The 17,415-nt window shown below is 69.9% G+C and carries 14 protein-coding genes and 2 pseudogenes; 10 read left to right on the top strand and 6 right to left on the bottom strand.

Going from position 1 to position 17,415, the window contains the following annotated elements:
* The first annotated feature begins 61 nt into the window (after positions 1-61).
* The gene (locus tag D3230_RS12490) at positions 62-1,912 is read left to right on the top strand and encodes an HNH endonuclease signature motif containing protein (protein ID WP_337249178.1); all 1,851 of its coding nucleotides are present in this window, start codon (positions 62-64) and stop codon (positions 1,910-1,912) included.
* 478 nt (positions 1,913-2,390) lie between these two features.
* On the opposite strand, the gene D3230_RS12485 is transcribed toward D3230_RS12490, so the two are convergent.
* Positions 2,391-2,720: a metal-sensitive transcriptional regulator gene (locus D3230_RS12485; RefSeq protein WP_202345371.1), complete on the bottom strand. Its 330-nt coding sequence runs from the start codon at positions 2,718-2,720 to the stop codon at positions 2,391-2,393.
* A gap of 168 nt (positions 2,721-2,888) precedes the next feature.
* Between D3230_RS12485 and D3230_RS16080 the strand changes: the two genes are divergently transcribed.
* From D3230_RS16080 to D3230_RS16075, 5 genes and pseudogenes are all read left to right on the top strand, one after another.
* Entirely contained in the window at positions 2,889-3,077 is a 189-nt protein-coding gene (locus D3230_RS16080) for a hypothetical protein (RefSeq protein ID WP_237467491.1), read from the top strand.
* Positions 3,078-3,162: 85 nt separating this feature from the next.
* Entirely contained in the window at positions 3,163-3,528 is a 366-nt protein-coding gene (gene trxA, locus D3230_RS12480; protein ID WP_202345370.1) for a thioredoxin, read from the top strand.
* Positions 3,529-3,608: 80 nt separating this feature from the next.
* Positions 3,609-3,731 (top strand): hypothetical protein, encoded by a 123-nt coding sequence (locus D3230_RS16240; protein ID WP_272929046.1) that lies wholly within the window; start codon positions 3,609-3,611, stop codon positions 3,729-3,731.
* A 125-nt stretch (positions 3,732-3,856) separates the two neighbouring features.
* Positions 3,857-5,278, top strand: a pseudogene (locus D3230_RS12475) (MBL fold metallo-hydrolase); the annotation flags it as partial.
* Between the two features lie 144 nt (positions 5,279-5,422).
* Complete coding sequence (locus D3230_RS16075; protein WP_237467532.1) at positions 5,423-5,719, top strand: rhodanese-like domain-containing protein; 297 nt, start codon at positions 5,423-5,425, stop codon at positions 5,717-5,719.
* Positions 5,720-5,733: 14 nt separating this feature from the next.
* On the opposite strand, the gene D3230_RS12470 is transcribed toward D3230_RS16075, so the two are convergent.
* From D3230_RS12470 to D3230_RS12460, 3 genes are all read right to left on the bottom strand, one after another.
* Positions 5,734-6,693, bottom strand: coding sequence for a diacylglycerol/lipid kinase family protein (locus tag D3230_RS12470; protein WP_202345368.1), 960 nt, complete (start codon positions 6,691-6,693; stop codon positions 5,734-5,736).
* Positions 6,694-6,843: 150 nt separating this feature from the next.
* Positions 6,844-7,683 (bottom strand): SDR family NAD(P)-dependent oxidoreductase, encoded by an 840-nt coding sequence (locus D3230_RS12465; RefSeq protein WP_202345367.1) that lies wholly within the window; start codon positions 7,681-7,683, stop codon positions 6,844-6,846.
* A gap of 115 nt (positions 7,684-7,798) precedes the next feature.
* Positions 7,799-9,529, bottom strand: coding sequence for an FAD-binding oxidoreductase (locus tag D3230_RS12460; RefSeq protein ID WP_420029039.1), 1,731 nt, complete (start codon positions 9,527-9,529; stop codon positions 7,799-7,801).
* Here D3230_RS12460 and D3230_RS16515 point away from each other — a divergent pair.
* The 3 genes and pseudogenes from D3230_RS16515 to D3230_RS12445 form a co-directional block, all read left to right on the top strand.
* Positions 9,422-9,940 (top strand): annotated as a pseudogene (locus D3230_RS16515) (hypothetical protein); the annotation flags it as partial. The gene D3230_RS12460 and the pseudogene D3230_RS16515 overlap by 108 nt on opposite strands.
* A 1,011-nt stretch (positions 9,941-10,951) precedes the next feature.
* The gene (locus D3230_RS12450) at positions 10,952-12,595 is read left to right on the top strand and encodes a glycerol-3-phosphate dehydrogenase/oxidase (RefSeq protein WP_202345364.1); all 1,644 of its coding nucleotides are present in this window, start codon (positions 10,952-10,954) and stop codon (positions 12,593-12,595) included.
* Positions 12,596-12,693: 98 nt separating this feature from the next.
* Entirely contained in the window at positions 12,694-13,695 is a 1,002-nt protein-coding gene (locus tag D3230_RS12445) for a diacylglycerol/lipid kinase family protein (protein WP_202345363.1), read from the top strand.
* Positions 13,696-13,733: 38 nt separating this feature from the next.
* Here the strand turns inward: D3230_RS12445 and D3230_RS12440 are convergent, their stop codons facing one another.
* A complete protein-coding gene (locus tag D3230_RS12440; RefSeq protein WP_420029038.1) occupies positions 13,734-14,891 on the bottom strand; it encodes a GTPase in 1,158 nt (385 codons plus the stop codon).
* 181 nt (positions 14,892-15,072) lie between these two features.
* On the opposite strand from D3230_RS12440, the gene chrA reads away from it, so the two are divergent.
* Positions 15,073-16,308, top strand: a complete 1,236-nt coding sequence (chrA, locus tag D3230_RS12435; RefSeq protein WP_202345361.1) for a chromate efflux transporter — start codon at positions 15,073-15,075, stop codon at positions 16,306-16,308.
* On the opposite strand, the gene D3230_RS12430 is transcribed toward chrA, so the two are convergent.
* Entirely contained in the window at positions 16,305-17,258 is a 954-nt protein-coding gene (locus D3230_RS12430; RefSeq protein ID WP_202345360.1) for an alpha/beta fold hydrolase, read from the bottom strand. The genes chrA and D3230_RS12430 overlap by 4 nt on opposite strands.
* Positions 17,259-17,415 lie beyond the last annotated feature (157 nt).

Below are 17,415 nucleotides of genomic sequence, written 5' to 3'. Positions count from 1 at the left end.
AGGCTCGACACCCGACGAGCCCAGAGCCCCCATCCCTTGCACGGGGCCTGCTCACGCGTTGGTGGTATCGCCCGCGTTCCAGGGGAAGAACAGTGAGCTCGCGTTCCGTTCCCTCCGGGCGATGGTCGCGATGGCCTGCCACACCAGCGAACACGTCGCCGCCCGCGACCTGAACCTCGCCCACGAAACCCGACACACGCTCCCCGCAACGCATGACGCGTTACGTGCGGGGACGATCGCGCTGCCACATGCACGCATCGTGGTCGATGAAGGCGCGATCTTTCACACCCTCACCACCCCAAACCCCGATACCCCTGATGCGCTCACGGTGGAGGAACAGCTCGTGGATATTGTGAGGCGGCGCACCCTGTACGAGCAGGACGCGATCCGGTACGCGGAGAAGGAAACCCCGAACCGGTTTCGTCCGATCGCGCGCAGGCTCGCCGCGATGTACGCCCAGAAAACCCTTGCCGAGCGGCATCGGGAGGCGCTCAAGCGCCGGCATGTGCGGGTGGTGGAGCTTGATGATGGGATGGCGGAACTTCGGGCGGTGTTACCCGCGGAAGAAGCGTACGAGATCTATGACCGGCTTACGCGGCTCGCGAAGCATGTCCACGACCGCCCCACAGAACACGCCGCCGAGCGCTCCACAAACCACACCGGACCCGGCACAAGGACTGGGGAAACCGGTGGGGACGACACGGTGAACACGGGTGTCCCCGCAAGCACTGTGGACGCCGGGATTACTGCGGGCACCAAGAGCGTCCAGGGCACCGAGAGCACCAAGATAGGGAAGAACACCACGGGCAACATCACTACCACCGGCACCGACGCTGGAGGCGCGGACTCTGACGCTATGGATGTTACCGCCGTGGATGTCGACGCTAAGCACGTTGAGGTCCTGCCCCGTCCCGGAACCTCCACCGAGAAGATCGAGAACGGCGAGAACAGCGAGAACACCGAGAACGGCGAGAACACTCTGGGCGACACGGCCACCAACACCAACTCGGATGCTGAGGGCATAGATTCCACCGCGGCGGACCTCGACACCGAGGACACCGGCACCCACACCCCAGGCACCCCCTCAGACGCCACCTCGGATGCGCGGTCGCGTGACGAACTCCGCGCGGATATCCTCACCGACCTCCTCACCGGAAAACACCACGACGACTACACCGGCATCCACGGCCGCATCCAAACCATCACCCCGGGCTCCCTCCTCGGAATCCCCGGCATCCCACTCCCAGACACCACCCCCATGAAGGGAACCGTCACCGCGGCCCCGGTCGCGGAACTTATCGGCTACGGACCCATCGATCTCGATACCGCCGCCCGGATCGCCGGAGAAGCGATCCGGTGGGAAGAAATCCGCGTCACCCTCGACGGGCAAGTCATATCCACGAACACGTACAGTCCCACACAGGCACAACGCCGGTATCTTGCCGCACGGGATCAGCACTGCCGCACCCCTGGGTGCCGCGTCCCAGCACACCGCTGCGATATCGATCACACCATCGACGCCGCACACGGCGGCCCTACCCGGATCGATAACCTCGCACACCTGTGCCGTAATCATCACGTCATGAAACACCACACCGGGTGGACCCTCACCCAACACGACGCCGGGGATATGTCCTGGAAAGACCCGACCGGACGCACATACCAGGACCGGCCACCAAGCCGGGTCAGGTTCGTACCCGTCATCGAACCACCCAACGAGTCAACGCCGGGTAAGCCCGCATCAGGCAAAGCCGAACCAGGCAAGATCCCACCAGGCAAAGCCGAACCAGGCAAGATCCCACCAGGCAAATCCGAACCAGGCAACACCGAAGCCAGCAACCCGACGCCCGCGAGCAGCCGCGAGCCTGCTCCCGGATCCAATGCCGACGCCCCTGACAATCAGCCCTTCTGACCGCATGCCGAGAATCACCCGAACGAGCGCCCCGCGCAGCTTTGCGCTGGAACACCCGACCGGCACGCGAGCTTCTCGGGAGCCGCAGGAGCGCAGCAGCGCAGGAGCGCAGGAGCGCAGCGGCGACCAGGAACGCACCCCGGGGCGAGCACAGTAACTCGCAAGCCTTCACCCAACGGGGCATGCCGCCTCAGATCATGGAGAAAACCCGACTTCCACCCTTTCTCGGAACTCGCTCAGCGCATGCCGGCAGGGACTCCGACGGATGCTCGGGTTACCCCCGTCACATCGCTCACCACGGGAATGCCCCTCCGGTCGGGAACACCGTCCGCATTTCAAGCGGAAGCTCCGACAGCATTCCTGAGGTCTCCCAGCTCCCCCGGCTGCGGTGTCCGTCGGTGATCTTCGGCCGCGCCGAGCGGTCGAGCCTACTCCAGGACCAGCATCCCCACAGACGTCTGAACTGCGACCCGGGCTCCTACGCCAGCGAGAGGAACAGCTTCTCGAGCTCCTCGGGCTTGGTCGCCCCGTCCGCGTCTGGATCCGAGATGCACTCCTGGAGCGCGGTCGAGATCACGAGGAAGCCCGCACGATCAATGGCTTTTGAGACGGCCGAAAGCTGCTGCACCACGTCGCGGCAGTGCGCCTCACCTTCGACGGCTTCGATGACCGCGGCCAACTGCCCGTGCGCCCGGCGCAGGCGGTTCGCGATCTTCCGCTTGGCTTCCGGGGTCGCCCCCAACCCCGGCACAGCAGCAGCAGCGTGATCACCGGAATCGGTGGCGAGAGAGGGGTGCGAGAGGGACATAGCGAACCTTTCTTCAGGACAAGCTTGACTTTCATAATACCCCCTGGGGTATAGTCGTGCACAACGCACAAATATACCCCCTGGGGTATTCACCGTGCGCGAATGATTACCATCCGCCCCACCAACACCGGATCACCTACACCGAGATCCACCAGAGGAGCCCGTTCCATGTGCCGTCCCACTACGTGCCGCACCTGCTCGAAGACGACCTGGGCGGGCTGCGGCCAGCACGTCGCAATGGTGAAAATGTCCGTGCCCGCCTCCGAGTGGTGCAACGGATCACATAGCCAAGCCGAAATTGCTGCCGCGAAGGAATCCCGGGGCCCCGGATTCTTTGCACGACTCTTTGGACGCTAGTCGTCCCCCAGGCGCCCACTGCCCCCGCGGGATGCCTGACAGCGCCCGCAACCACGCACCCACCCGTCACGAAAGGAGGCCCCCTATGGCCACCACCGACCTCACCCTCGACACGTTCCCATCTGCCGTCGGCTCCGACGGCATCACTCTCGTCGACTTCTGGGCCGCATGGTGCGGACCGTGCCGTTCCTTTGCACCCGTCTTTGAACAGGCCTCGGAGCAGCATCCCGACATCACCTTCGGCAAGGTCGACACGGAAGCCGAGCAGCAGCTCGCCGCGCAGTTCCAGATCACGTCCATCCCCACGCTCATGGTGTTCCGCGACGGCATCCTCGTCTATGCCCAGCCGGGCGCACTCGGCGCTCCGCAGCTCGAACAGCTGGTGCAGGGGGCACGCGATCTTGACATGGAGGAGGTCCGCGCGCAGCTCGCCGCGCAACAGACGCAGTAGCCGACCCCATCCACTCTCCCAACTGAGCACCGGCTCGCCACCCGAAAGCTGAGCACCTGCTCACCACCCGAAAGGAGCACATGATGTGTGCACGAATCTCCTGCGATACCTGCGGCAAGCCCACCTGGGCTGGCTGCGGCCAGCACATTGATGAGGCGCTCGCCGGCGTCCCCGTCGCCGACCGCTGCAGCTGCGAGCGCTAACACCCGAGCGACCCTCGGTCCCGAATCCGACGCCCTCACACCCCCAGTTCCGCCCCCACTTCCACGCCCTCTCCCCGCCGTCCACCTCCACTTCCGCGCTGCACGCACTACCGTTAGGAGCCCCGATGCTGCTCGAACGCATTTACGACGAAGACCTCGCACAGGCGAGCTACCTCATTGGGTGCCAGGCCCGCGGCGAGGCGATCGTCGTGGACCCGCGCCGCGACATCGACGTCTACCGTGAACTCGCGGCGAAGCACCACATGCGCATTGCGGCGGTCACGGAGACCCACATCCACGCCGACTATCTTTCGGGCACTCGCGAGCTCGCGGCGCGCACCGGGGCGACAATGTACGTGTCCGGCGAGGGCGGGCCGGAGTGGCAGTACGGCGATGGCTTCGAGACGGCCATCCGCATGGGGCACGGCCATCGGATCAAACTCGGCAACATCACCATCGAGGCAGTGCACACCCCGGGCCACACCCCGGAACACCTTTCGTTCCTCGTCACGGACGGCGCGCAGTCGAGCGAACCCGGCTACCTCCTGACCGGCGACTTCGTGTTCGTCGGGGACGTGGGCAGGCCCGATCTGCTCGACGAAGCCGCGGGCGGCATCGATACCCGATTCGCCGGGGCCGAGGATCTCTTCGCGAGTCTCCGGGATCACTTCCTCACACTCCCCGATTACGTGCAGGTCCTCCCCGCGCACGGCTCCGGATCCGCGTGCGGCAAAGCGCTCGGCTCAGTCCCCTCGACGACCGTCGGTTACGAGCGTCACTTCTCCTGGTGGGGGAAGTATCTGCACGCCGACGATCCGCAGGGCTTCGTTGCCGAGCTGCTCAGTGGGCAGCCCGATGCACACGCGTACTTTGGCCGGATGAAAACGCAGAACCGGGAGGGGCCGGAGCTGCTCGGCAGCCTCTCGCCCCTTCGGGAGTACTCCGGCTCAGAGCTCTCCGAGGCACTCGATGCGGACTCGGCGATCCTGATCGACACCCGCCATCACACCGAGGTCCACGCGGGCACGGTGGCGCGCTCCCTCAACATCCCGGGGGTCGCCAAGGCCGCAAGTTACGGCGCGTGGGTCGTCGACCCCGACACGGAGTCGCGCCCGCTCATCCTGCTCGCCGCTTCGCTCGCCGAGGCCGAGGAGTATCGAGACCACCTCGTGCGCGTCGGGATCGACTCGGTCCACGGCTTCGTCACGTCCCTCGCCGGGATCAACCTGGTGCGGCCCCGCACGATCGCGCCGGCCGAGCTCGACTCGGCCCACTTCGCCGGCCTCCCCCCGGCGCTCGTGCTCGACGTGCGCAACGCAAGCGAGTACGCCGACGGCCACATCCCGGGTGCCACCCAGCTGTCCGGTGGACGCGTTCTCTGGCACCTCGCAGCGCTGCCGGATCCGAGCGCGGGCGCGATCGTGACGTACTGCCAGAGCGGCGTGCGCAACAGCGTTGCGGCGAGCGCCCTACGCCGGGCAGGCTACGACATTGTCGAGCTCGAGGGAAGCTACCAGGGGTGGTCCGCGGTGCCTGGCCACACGCCCGAGCACGGTCCGACCCGACACCGCGCGCCGGAGGCCGAGCCGGAAACCGAACAGGAAACCGAGTCGGACTCGGTGCCGGAGTCAGTGCCGGGATCCGTGCCGGAGTCAGTGCCGGACTCGGTGCCGGGATCCGTGTTGGAGTCGATGTCCGCGTCATCCACGCACGCTGCCCCCACCACAATCCTGATCGATGCGCGTACCCCAGAAGAGTATGCGAGTGGCCACATCGCCGGCTCCCGCCTGATCGATGTCACCGCCGGGGAGATTGAGGTCGCGATCCCGCACCTCGATCCCCACGCGGAGATTCTGCTCTACTGCCGCTCCGGAAACCGCTCGGGCCAGGCCCGGGAGCTGATGCGGGCGGCGGGATTCACGAACGTGACCAACCTGGGCTCACTCGCGGACGCCGCAACCGCGACGGGCTTGCCCGTCGTCTCCTGATCCGACGCGGGGAGCTACCGTACCCGAAAGGCCCCGGGCTGCACGGTGATCGCGATGCGCGATACCTCGCCCAACTCGTCGCCGTCGACCTCGCACACGCGTGGTTCATCCAGCTCGATCGTGAGTTCCGTGAACCGCGCGTGTGCGGTGTGTGCACTGCTCTCGGCAGTCTCGCTCCGCGTGAGGAACCGCTTCACGCCGTTGTCCCACATCATGTTACGGAGCGTATCTGCCCACCCCGCGACTCCCGCGGCTCGGAGCAGCAAGAGGTCAAGCTCCCCATCGGAAGGATCCGCGTCAGGGAGCAGCGTGATCCCGCCCTGCAGGGTCCCGCAGTTCCCCACGATGAGCGTGTGCGCCTCCTCCGACACGGCCTCGCCGCCGTCGCGTGCGACACGGAGGCCAATCACCTCGCTTGCAGACACCGCGCGCCCGAGGGACTCGACGTAGGCCAGCCATCCGGCGCGGTCCTTGAGTTCATCATTCGTCTCGGTGATCATGTGCGCGTCGATGCCGAAGCCCGCCATCACCGCGAACGCGTGCCGCTCGCTGCCTCCGGCCGCAAGTTCCACATCGGCCCAGCCGATATCGAGCAGGCGCGCGGTGCCGCTCAGCGCACGCGCGAAGGCGGCCGCGGGATTTCCCAGCGGCACGTCGAGATTCCTGGCGAGCAGGTTGCCCGTCCCCAGTGGGATGACGCCGAGCTCGACGGCGCGGGAATCGTCACTGAGCTCGGCGAAATACTCGGCAACCGCTCGCACGGTGCCGTCGCCGCCGGCGGCGCACACAAGGTCGGCTCCGGACTCGAGTGCTGACTGTGCGGCTGCCCGACCGGGATCGTCGACGCTGGTCTCGTGCCAGGAGACGCTGGGCGGGGTCTCCACCGTGGACAGCGCCTCCGTGAATGCGGTTTCCAGCACCTGCCGCTCGGTCTTCGATGGGTTCCACACGATCCCCACGTGCGCTGCGCTCATTGCGATGCCTCCCTCTGCGTCGGAACCCGCGGTGCCGCGAAGCTCCGTGCCCGGTATCCTATTCCCGCCGCGCCGGCGGAGCCCCGCGCGGTGCCCGCGCGTTCACCGGGAGTTTCCGCACCGTACACGTTCCGACCCCCGCGGCACTCGTCACGCTCGGCCGGTGAACCGGTCCATCGAGGAGTACACGCGGAACACCCGCCCCGCCACCACGTCCCAGGCTCGCGTGGGCAGCACGCCACGGAACGCCATCGCGAGCTTTACCGTCCAGGGCCGGAGCACCATCGGCGTGCCCGCGAGCATCCCGTTCCATGCATCCCGCACGGCCCGCTGCGGGGTCATGATCGGGGTGAGGAGTGGTCCGCGGGCCCCCGCAAACATCCCGGTCGAGATGAAGCTCGGACAGAAGGTGGTGACCGCGACGTGCCGATGCCCCTCCCCCGCGAGTTCGAGCCGCACGGACTCCGCCCACCCGATCATCGCCCATTTCGAGGAGGCGTAGACGCTCATCCGTGGGTTTGCGAGCGTGCCCGCGGCCGAGGCGATATTCAGGATCCGCTTGGGCCGCGACGTGTCCGCGATCATGGCGGGGAGCACCTCGCGCGTGAGCCACATCGGGCCGAGGGTGTTAATCCGCATCGTCCGCTCGATGTCCTGCTCCGGATCGTGCTCCCAGAACAGCGCGCCGCGCACGATCCCCGCATTATTGATGAGCACATCGGGATCCCCGAGCTCGGCGCGGGTGTCGGCAACGCCACGCCGGATCGCCTCCCGATCCGAGACGTCGACGGTGAACACCCGCACCCGAGGCGCGGATCCGCCGCGCACCGTCGCCGGCGTGCTTGCAAGCTCCGCGGCAAGCGCGTCGGCCCGCGCGGTGTCGACGTCCCACAGCGCGATCGCGGCCGCACCCTCCCGCGCGGCACGCCGGGCATACAGTTCCCCCATGCCGCGTGCGGCGCCGGTGATCAGGACGGTGGCCCCGCGCATCACGTGACCGGGGCCTGTCGAGTGCGGTGCGGAGCGCGTTGGCGGGCGGGGTGCCGAGCGCGTTGCCGAGCGGGGTGCCGAGTCCGGCTGCAGTGTCCGTTTCCGTGCCATCGTGTCACGCGTTCCCGTCTCCGAGCAGCTTGCCCGGGTTCATGATTCCGGTGGGATCCACCTCCGCGCGGACCGCGCGGAGCACGCGCACTCCGAGCGGTCCAATTTCGTCGCCCAACATCGCCGCGTGTTCCGTGCCGACGGCGTGGTGGTGCGTGATCGTGGCCCCCTGCGCGAGGATCGCCGCGTTGGCCGCGCGCTTCACGCGCTCGTACTGGGCGATGGGGTCGGCCTCGGCCGGAGCGATGAACGTGAAGTAGAGCGATGCGCCGTCGCGGTACACGTGCGAGACATGGCCCTGGACAGCCGTGGCGCGGGGCGCGCTCGTCGCCGGGTGCGGCGCGGCACCCGGGTCTTCCGCCAGGAGGGCTCCCCGGATCGCTTCGGCGATCGCGCGATGCGTGGCGTCAAGTCGTGACCACGGGGCCGCGGTTTCGAGCGTGTCGACGAAGACTCCGAGGGTGAGGAGTTCGTCCCGCAGCCGCGGGGCGCCGAACCGGCCGGTGTCCCACGCGGCGGCGGGGATGCCCGTGGTCGGCACTCCGCCGTGACGGCGCAGGATCTTCGCGGCACGGCCGCGTCTGCCGCGCACCCGAGCATCGGTGCCCTCCCACACGCCGAGCAACAGGGCCGGGGTGTGGATCCCGCGCACGCCGAGCCAGCGCCGCAGGAGCGCCGTCCCGGTGCCCGCGGACTGCGCCAGAGTGAGCGCGGTTTCTTCCTCGTCGCTCAGGCGACACACCTCGGGGAGATCGCCGGGCGAGCCGTGCTGTGCAAGCGCGCGCACCGCCTCGGCACCGGCGGCGAACGACGGGAAGGCCCATGAACCGTACGCTTTCTGCGTGGGCCGTGGCCGGATCGCGACGGTCACCTCCGTGATCACGCCGAGCGTGCCCTCGCTCCCGATCACGAGCTGCCGGAGGTCTGGCCCCGCGGCCGAGGCCGGGCCGCGACCGCCGAGTTCCAGCGGTCCACTGGGCGTCTCGATCCGGATCCCGGTGATGAGGTCCGCGATGGCCCCGTATCCGGTGGAGGCCTGACCGGCCGAGCGGGTCGCGGCGTAGCCACCCAGCGTCGCCTGCTGGTGGGATTGCGGCAGGTGCCCGAGGGTGAAGCCGCGCGCCGCGAGCGCAGCCTCGAGCGCGGGGCCTCGGATCCCCGCCTCGAACGTCGCGGTACGGTCGGTCTCGTCCAGCGATCGCAGCGCGGTGAGGCCCGTCAGATCGAGCGCGATGACTGCGTGCTGCGCGCCCCGGAGCGGGGCGACCCCGCCCACCACACTGGTGCCCCCGCCGAAGGGGACCACCGCCACGCGGTGTTGCACACAAGCCGCGAGCACGGCGGGGATCGCCGCGGTCGAGGCCGGCCGCACCACCGCGTCCGGCGCCCCGATCGGCCGACCCGCGCGCTGCCGGATCAGGTCCGGGGTGTGCTTTCCCGCGGCGTGCCGGAGCCGATCCTCGTGCCGTTGCGACACCGAGCCGCGCGGCGCGGGCGCGTTGCCGGCCCCCGCAGGCGGCGCGGACGCACCCGCGGGCTTGCTCGACTCCGGGACGCTCGATCCCGGTCCGCTCGGCTCCAGGCCGCTCGGCTCCAGGCCGCTCGGCTCCAGGCCGCTCGGCTCCAGGCCGCTCGGCTCCGGGGCACCCGGCTCCGGGGCACCCGGCTCCGGGACGCTCGGCTCCGGGGCACCGACCGCGGCGGCGAGCGCCGCACGAGCCGCGGCGCTCAGCACGGGCTCCGGGAGGACGGCATCGGCCGCCGCAACCGGCGGGGTACCCGCGGGCAGTTCGGCCCCGAAGCGTTCGCGCAGCACCCGCCGGATCCCCTCCGGCACTCCACCATCGGGGCGCTGGGGGGCCCAGCCCCACCAGGGAGCTTCCGGAACGGTCTCGGTCACATCGGCGGCCATGCGTTACAGTGTGACACATGGACGCACAATGTCACACCTCCGCGCGTGCCGAGACGTCCGAGACGCGCGGCGACACCCACGCGGGGCACGGCGGTGCCAGCGCCGAGCCGCACCCCGCCCTGTCGTCCCGCGATGCGGCGATCCTCGACGCCGTCGCCGATGGCCTCCGGCGCTACGGTCCGCGCAAGCTCACCGCACAGGACGTGGCCGAGGCCGCCGGGATCTCTCGCATGACCGTCTACCGCGCCATGGGCAGCATGGACAACGCGATCCTCCTCGCCCTCACCCGCGAGTTCACGCAGGCCGTTGCGCGCGTGCGAGCCGCGCTGCCGGCCCCGGGCCCGAGCGTCCCCGGCGCGACCCGGCTCGCCCAGTTCCTGGACGCGGGGGCCCGCGCGTTTGCCGCCTCCGAACTCGTCACCTCGGTGCGCACGCACCAGCCTGAACTGCTTGAGCCCTATCTCAGCGGCCGCCTGGGACGTAGCCAGGAGGTGGTACTCGCCGCGATCGAGGACCTGCGCGCCGAAGGAATCGCCGACGGATCCATCGCACCGACGGCGGCGAGCGCGCTCACGCTGTTGTTCCTGCTCCGCGGGATCGCCCTGGGCGCACCGCTGCTCCGCGCCGGCGACGCCTTCGACCGCGCGAGCACCGAGTTCGGCGAACTACTCACGGCCGGGCTCGGCACCGCCGGAACCGGCACGGCCGGGCTCCGCACAGCCGGGCTCGGCACCGCCGGGCTCCGCACAGCCGGCACCGAGACGACCGAGACTGACACGGCCGGCACCAGCACCAACACGAGTACGAGTACGAGTACGAGTACGAGTACGAACACCAGCACGACCGACACCGACACCGACACCGACACCGACACGACCGAGACTTACACGGCCGACACTGACACGACCGGCACTGACACGACCGGCACGAACACGGCCGGCACCAGCACCAACACGAGCACGAGCACGAGCACGAGCACGAGCACGAGCACCAGCACGGCGGGGCTCCGCACAGCCGGCACCAGCATGACCAGCACCGACACGACCGAGACTGACACGGCCGACACTGACACGACCGGCACGAACACGGCCGGCACCAGCACCGACTCGACTGAAATGGACCCCGCCGTTCCGAGCTCTGCACCGGGGCATCCACACGCGCCCCGACAGCAGTTCCGCACGACCCACCCCTAAACCACCCCACCACGACGGGCCGGCACCGACGGCGGCCCGAGACGGGAGCACGATGTTCTCCGAACGTCCCGGCGACCTGAACGAGCGGACGCGGGCTGCCGCGCTCGCCCACCTTGCCGAGCACGAGGTCGACGTGCTCGTCATTGGGGGTGGCGTGACCGGTGCCGGCGTGGCCCTCGACGCCGCGACGCGGGGGCTCAGCGTCGCGCTGTGCGAGGCGCGGGATCTGGCGAGCGGCACGAGCGGCTTCAGCTCCAAGCTCGTGCACGGCGGCCTCCGTTACCTCGCCCACGGCGATCTGCCGCTGGCCTGGGAATCCGCGGTGGAGCGGGCCGCCCTGATGCGGTGGATCGCACCCCATCTCGTGCGCCCGCGCGCCTTTCTCGTGCCCCGCTTCCCCGCCGCCGGACGCGCTACCGGACGCGCCGCCGGACGCGCTACCGGACGCGCTGCCGGACGCGCCACCGGACGCAGTGCGGACACCCTCACCGAGATCGGCGTGCGCCTGGCCGACACGCTGCGCGCGGCGAGCGGGCTCTCGGCGCACGTCCTGCCCCGTCCGCGCCGCGTCGACGCGCGCGGCGCGCGGCTGCTCGCGCCCACGCTCCGGGAGGACGGGCTCCGCGGCGGGCTCGTGTACTGGGACGGGGCCGTGGACGACGACGCCCGGCTCGTGATCGACATCGCCCGGACGGCGGCCCGGCACGGTGCACACATCGTCACCGGCTGCCGGGTGCTCCACGCCACCGACCGGGAAGCGCTGCTCGATCCGGGATCCGGCGGGGAGCTCCGGCTGCGCGCACGCGTGGTGATCAACGCGGCCGGGGTGTGGGCCGGCAGCTTCGCTCCGGGACTCCCGCTCACGCCGAGCCGCGGCACCCACCTCGTCTTCCGGTCGGCGGTGTTCGGGGATCCGCGCGCCGTCCTCACCGCCCCCGTGCCCGGTCACTTCGGCCGCTACGTCTTTGTGCTGCCCCAGCCGAACGGGCTCTGCTACCTGGGCCTCACCGACGATCCCGCGCCCGGTGCCGATGGTTACGCGCCGGCGGTTCCCGACGCTGACGTCGATTTCCTGCTCCGCACCGCGAGCGCCGCGCTCAACGCCCCGCTCACCCGCGCCGACGTCCTCAGCAGTTTCGCGGGGCTCCGCCCCCTCCTCGGCGCGGGCGACGATCCCGCTGCCGCCTCGCGCCGGCACCTGGTGCGCGACGAACCGGGCGAACCGATTGCCATCACCGGCGGCAAGCTCACCGTGTACCGGCGCATGGCGGAGGATGCGGTGGACGCGGCCGCGCGCCGACTCGGCGTCGGGGCCGGACAGCGCGCCGCACGAGCGGTCACGACGCGGGTCCCGCTGCTCGGCGCTCCCGGTTCGGGGGAATTCGGGGACGTCCCGTGGCCCGTCCCGGATCCCGGCGGGGCGGTCATGGCACGACTCACCGCGCGCTACGGGGCGGAACGGGCCCGCATCGCCGCGCTCGCGACGGCCGATCCTGCCCTTGCGGAGGAGCTCACGCCGGGAAGCGGGATCACCCGGGCAGAGGTCGTCTTCGCGGTGCGGGCGGAGGGGGCGCGTACGCCCGCGGACGTACTGGAACGCCGCACGCGCCTCGCGCTCGATCCCGCGCTGGCCCGCGCCGCGCTCCCGGCGGTCACCGCGCTCGTGACTCGCGCCGGCGGCGCGGGTTTCCCCTGATCGCCCAGCACACGCTACGCTGCGAACAGCCAAGCGCAGCAGCCGCTGTCCGCCCCACCGTCCCACTCACCGACCCGCGAAGGAGCACCGACGCTCACATGACCGAGTCAGTTCCCGCACACGCCGCGCCCTCGGGGGTGCCGGCGCCAGACCCCACGCGCGCCGCACTCCCCGAGTGGACGTCGCGCCGCGTGCTCCTCCTCGTCAGCCCCGTCTCCGGCGGCGGCCGCGGAGAGCGCGCCCTTGGCGCGGTGGTCACCGAGCTCGCGGCGCACGGGATTCGCGCGCACGTGCACCGCAGCGAGAGCCTCGCCGACGCCAGGGCCCAAGTCCGGGCGGCCGGTCCCGACGCGCTGGTGCTCGCGCTCGGCGGCGACGGACTCATTGGTGCCGCCGCAGGGGCCGCCGCCGAAACCGGCGCACTGCTGCTCCCCCTCGCGGGCGGGCGCGGCAACGACACGGTGCGCCGTTTCGGGCTCGGCCTCGATCCCGCAGCTACCGTGCGCCGCCTCCCCGAACTCCGGGAAGGACACAGCGATCTGGCATGGATCACGACGGAAGACGGACCCGCCGCACGCGGGCTCGGCTACCTGGGCGTCTGCGCGACCGGTTTCGACGGTGTCGCAAACGAGCTGGGGAACGCGGTGCGGTGGAAGCTTGGGCCGTTCACGTACCTCGTGGGCGGCGTGCGCGCGCTGTTTCAGTTCCGTGGCGCGCATTACACGCTCTCCGTCGACGGCCGTGAACGATCCGGCCGCGGCTGGTTCGTCGCGATCGCGAACCACGGCCAGTACGGCGGCGGGATCCGCGTCAGCCCGAACTCCCGCATCGACGACGGACGCCTCGACGTGGTGGGCCTGTGGGGCGGGTCCGTCGCCCGCGTCGCCGCGGTCCTCCTCGCCGCCTACCGCGGGGCGCACCTCAGCATCCGCGGGGTCGCGGTCGACTCGGGCCGGGAATTCCGGCTCGCGGCGGATCACCCGCTCGGGATCTACGTGGACGGCGAGCGTGTGGGTGCCCTCCCCGCCACCGTCTCCGTACGCCCCGCGGCGCTCCGCGTGCTCACCGGCCCGAACGCTCCGGCGGTGACCCCCGGCTGAGGCCGACTCGGCTGGATTGCGGGGGAGGTGTCGGTGGGCTAGCGCCCGCGCTCCTTCACCAGGTTTGCGACGACGTTCACCACGGTCGGGCTGAAATCCCGCCACACCTGCCCCAGTTCAGACTGATCGATCTTCCCCGTGTGCAGCGCCTCGCACAGCCTGACCCAGGCTTCGCCCGTGGCTGCGGTCAGTGCGAAGGCGATCGACCCGTTGATCACATTCCCCGCCGCCGGAATGAGCTTAATAAAGCTGCGCGCCAGCGCCCGCCCGGTGATCTGTGTCCCCAACTGGGCGAGCGTCGACGCCGACAACATGGTCGCGAGTTCGAGGTCGTAGATCACCGAGATGCGACCCATCATCGTCATCTGGATCGGGGCGAGCACCGCCGCGTCCGCAAACGGTATCGGCGCCGCGGCCGCCGTCGCGGACGCCGCTGAGGCGGTCAGAATCACGGGACGGGCCATCTGTCGCTTCATGGGAAGACTCAGTCGCTGCGCCACCCGAAAGGCATCCTTCTCGTTGTCCGGCGCGAGGCTCAGCGTCTCCGCCACGAGTTCACTGAGCCCGAAGCCCACGCCCTTTCCGTCCTTGCCCTGTGCCGCGGTCAACAGCACCCGCTGTACCGGGAGATCAACCGGGACGCCATCCGCATCGACGGGGTTCTCGCACCAGTCCCGGAACTCTTCAACGTCTCGCGGGGCGCGATGCTTTCCCGTCACGGGGTTTCGGGTCCACGCAACTTTGGTGAGCACCAGAATGACGGGGAGCCCTGACGCATCGAGCTCGCGGATCATCGTGAGATCGTGCTCCGTGAGGCGGTCTGCTTGGGCACTCACGCAGTACCACACCACCGCGATCTGTTCCTCCGCGGGTCGCCGGGCGATGGTCGCAAGATTCTCCCGCAGCATGTCGCGGGGACTCTGCGCGGAACCAATCTCGAAGCCCTCGAAATCCCAGATCCCGAGCGACGCATCGTGGTAATAGTGGACGCCGCGCGTGACCGGCAGGCCTTTGCCGACTTTCGCGTGATCGCGGCCGAAGACCGCGTTGACGAGTGAGGACTTCCCCACTCCCGTATTTCCGACGATTCCCAGATTGAATCGCCCGTATGCGTCCCGCGCGGACGCGCTCCCCTGAAGGAATGCCTCGGCGTACCCGGGTGTCCCCGACTCAGGACCTCCAGCGTCGCCACGCACATTCTTACGATCACCGCTCCGCGACATGCGCACCCCATCTGTCGTCCCGCACCGCGGTCCGGTGCGTGCCTGGTGTCAGCGTAGCTCAGCGGGGCCGGCGCGCGAACGCACCGAGATACCCCCAACCCGCCGCGCCTTCCGCGTTCACCCACTGTTTCCTGAGCCCCGCTACGGTAGGTCCATGCCGCCCTCGGATGTTCCGGATTCCGCGCCCGCCCGCCCCACCTGGGCCGCGGCGTGGGAAGTGTTCAGGGTCTTCGGCAAGCTCGGCCTCACCTCCTTCGGCGGCCCGATCGCCCACCTGGGGTACTTCCGCACCGAGATTACCGAGCGCCGGCGCTGGCTCACTGACGCGCAACTCGCTGACCTCATCGCGCTCTGCCAGTTCCTTCCCGGGCCCGCGTCAAGTCAGGTCGGGTTTGGGATCGGTCTGCACCGCGCGGGAATTCGCGGGGCGCTCGCGGCCTTCGTCGCGTTTACGCTCCCCTCCGCCGCGCTCATGTTCGCGTTTGCGCTCGGCGCTCACCGGCTCACCGGCCCGCTCGGTGCGGGCCTGCTTGCAGGGTTGCAGGTGGTCGCGGTCGCCGTGATCGCCCACGCCGTGTGGGGAATGGCACGCACCCTCACGCCCGACGTGCGCCGGGCGCTGATCGCGATCGCCGCGGGCGGCACGGCGCTGCTCGTCGGGGGCATGCTCGGACCGGTCGCGGGGATCGCGCTCGGTGCTGCCGCCGGCGCGCTGTGGTGTCGCCGCATCCCCGCCGCCCCGGGGTCGCCGCTGCGGTTCGCCGTCTCCCGGAGTATCGGGGTCATGTGCCTGGTCATGTTCGCCGCGCTCCTGCTGGGTGGTCCGATCCTCGCGCTGGCGCTGCCGGGATCGGGGGTCGCACTCTTCGACGTCATGTTCCGCGCCGGATCGCTCGTGTTCGGTGGCGGGCACGTTGTGCTGCCGCTCTTGGAATCCGGCCTCGTCGCGACGGGCGATCTCAGCGCCGACGCGTTCTTCGCCGGATACGGCGCGGCGCAAGCCGTGCCCGGTCCGCTCTTCACGGTCGCCGCCTACCTCGGGGCGCTCTCCGGGCTCGGCCCGGGCGGCCTCGCGGGCGCGGCCCTCGCCCTGTGCGGGATCTTCCTGCCCGGGTTCCTGCTGCTCCTCGGGGTGCTGCCGTTCTGGGAGCGGCTGCGCGCTCGCGGCTGGGCCGCCGCACTCCTGCACGGGGCCAACGCGGGTGTGGTCGGCATCCTCACCGCGGCCCTCATTACGCCAGCGATCACCACGACACTCGTCGGACCCTGGCAGCTGGTCCTCGCGCTCGGCTGCGTCGCGCTGCTCACCTGGGCGAAGCTCCCTGCGTGGGTCGTCGTGTGCGTGGGGGCGGCGGGCGGCCTCGCCGCGGCCCTCACCGGACTGGCTTAGCCGCGGGCGGGGAGGCTGGCCAGGAACTCCCGCGTTGCCGCCACAACCTCATCGCTCCGCGTGTGATGCAGATAGTGGTCGGCATCGATCTCGCGCGTCACGGCAACGTCGACGGTCGCCGCTTGCGCTTCATGCATCTCGACCCACGTCGGGAATGCGGGGTTCTCCGCCTGGTACATCAACAACAGCGGCAACTCTTTCGGGAAGGTCGTACCCTGTGCGCTCGCGAAGTTCTCCCCGAGATGGTGCACCTCATCGAGGTACGTGGGGGCCATACTGTTCCGCAGTGCCAGCACGTCCATGCGTTCCCGATCCTCATCCGTGTAGGCGGGGTTCCCCTCGAGCGGGTTGCCCGAGATCGCGGTCACCGCGCGCAACAGCCCCAGGCCCCGCAGCGCAGGAGCCACGGAAATGATCCCCGGGACGTCGTCCATGCCGGGCTGTTCCGGGACGGAGGTGTCGATCCCCACAAACGCGGTGACCTCTTCCGGGTACGTGTTCGCGTAGGCGAGCCCGTAGATCCCGGTGATCGAGTGCCCCATCAGGACGTACTCGTCCACGCCAAAGCTTGCGACGGCCTCGTGAATCTCGCGCACAATGTTCTCGGTGGTACGCGGGGTGTCCGCCTGGTCGCTGAGCCCCGTCCCGAACGGCTCAACCGCGAGAATCCGGTAGTCTTCCTCGAGCCCGCGGATCACCGGCGCAAAATCCGCCACGGGCGACGCCGTTCCCGCCCCGGGGGTCAGCACGATCGTGTTCTCGCCGTCACCGAACTCCGCGACGTTCATGTGCTTGCCCGCCACCGGAACCAGTTCGCCGTAGGGCTCCAGCGCCGCAACCTCACGCGGGGTCTGCACGGCGTTCACGATGGTGGTGGTGGCAAGCGTTGCGATCAGGAGGCCGGCGACCGTGCCGAACGCAACGAGGGTGATCTTCAGGGGCTTCTTCACGCGATGTGTGACCTGTTCGTCGAGTGGGAGCGGTGGGTGCCTCCATCGTGTCAGGCCAGTGGATGGCAGGGCTGGGAACTCACCTGGATACAAGCTCGTACCCGATGACAGGCGGGCCGAGTGAGCCAACGTGGCACGTCATGCGGACACGGCTGCC

Source organism: Leucobacter chromiireducens subsp. solipictus (assembly GCF_016758195.1).
Classification (GTDB): Bacteria; Actinomycetota; Actinomycetes; order Actinomycetales; family Microbacteriaceae; genus Leucobacter; species Leucobacter solipictus.
This window is presented reverse-complemented; position numbering and strand designations above follow the sequence as displayed.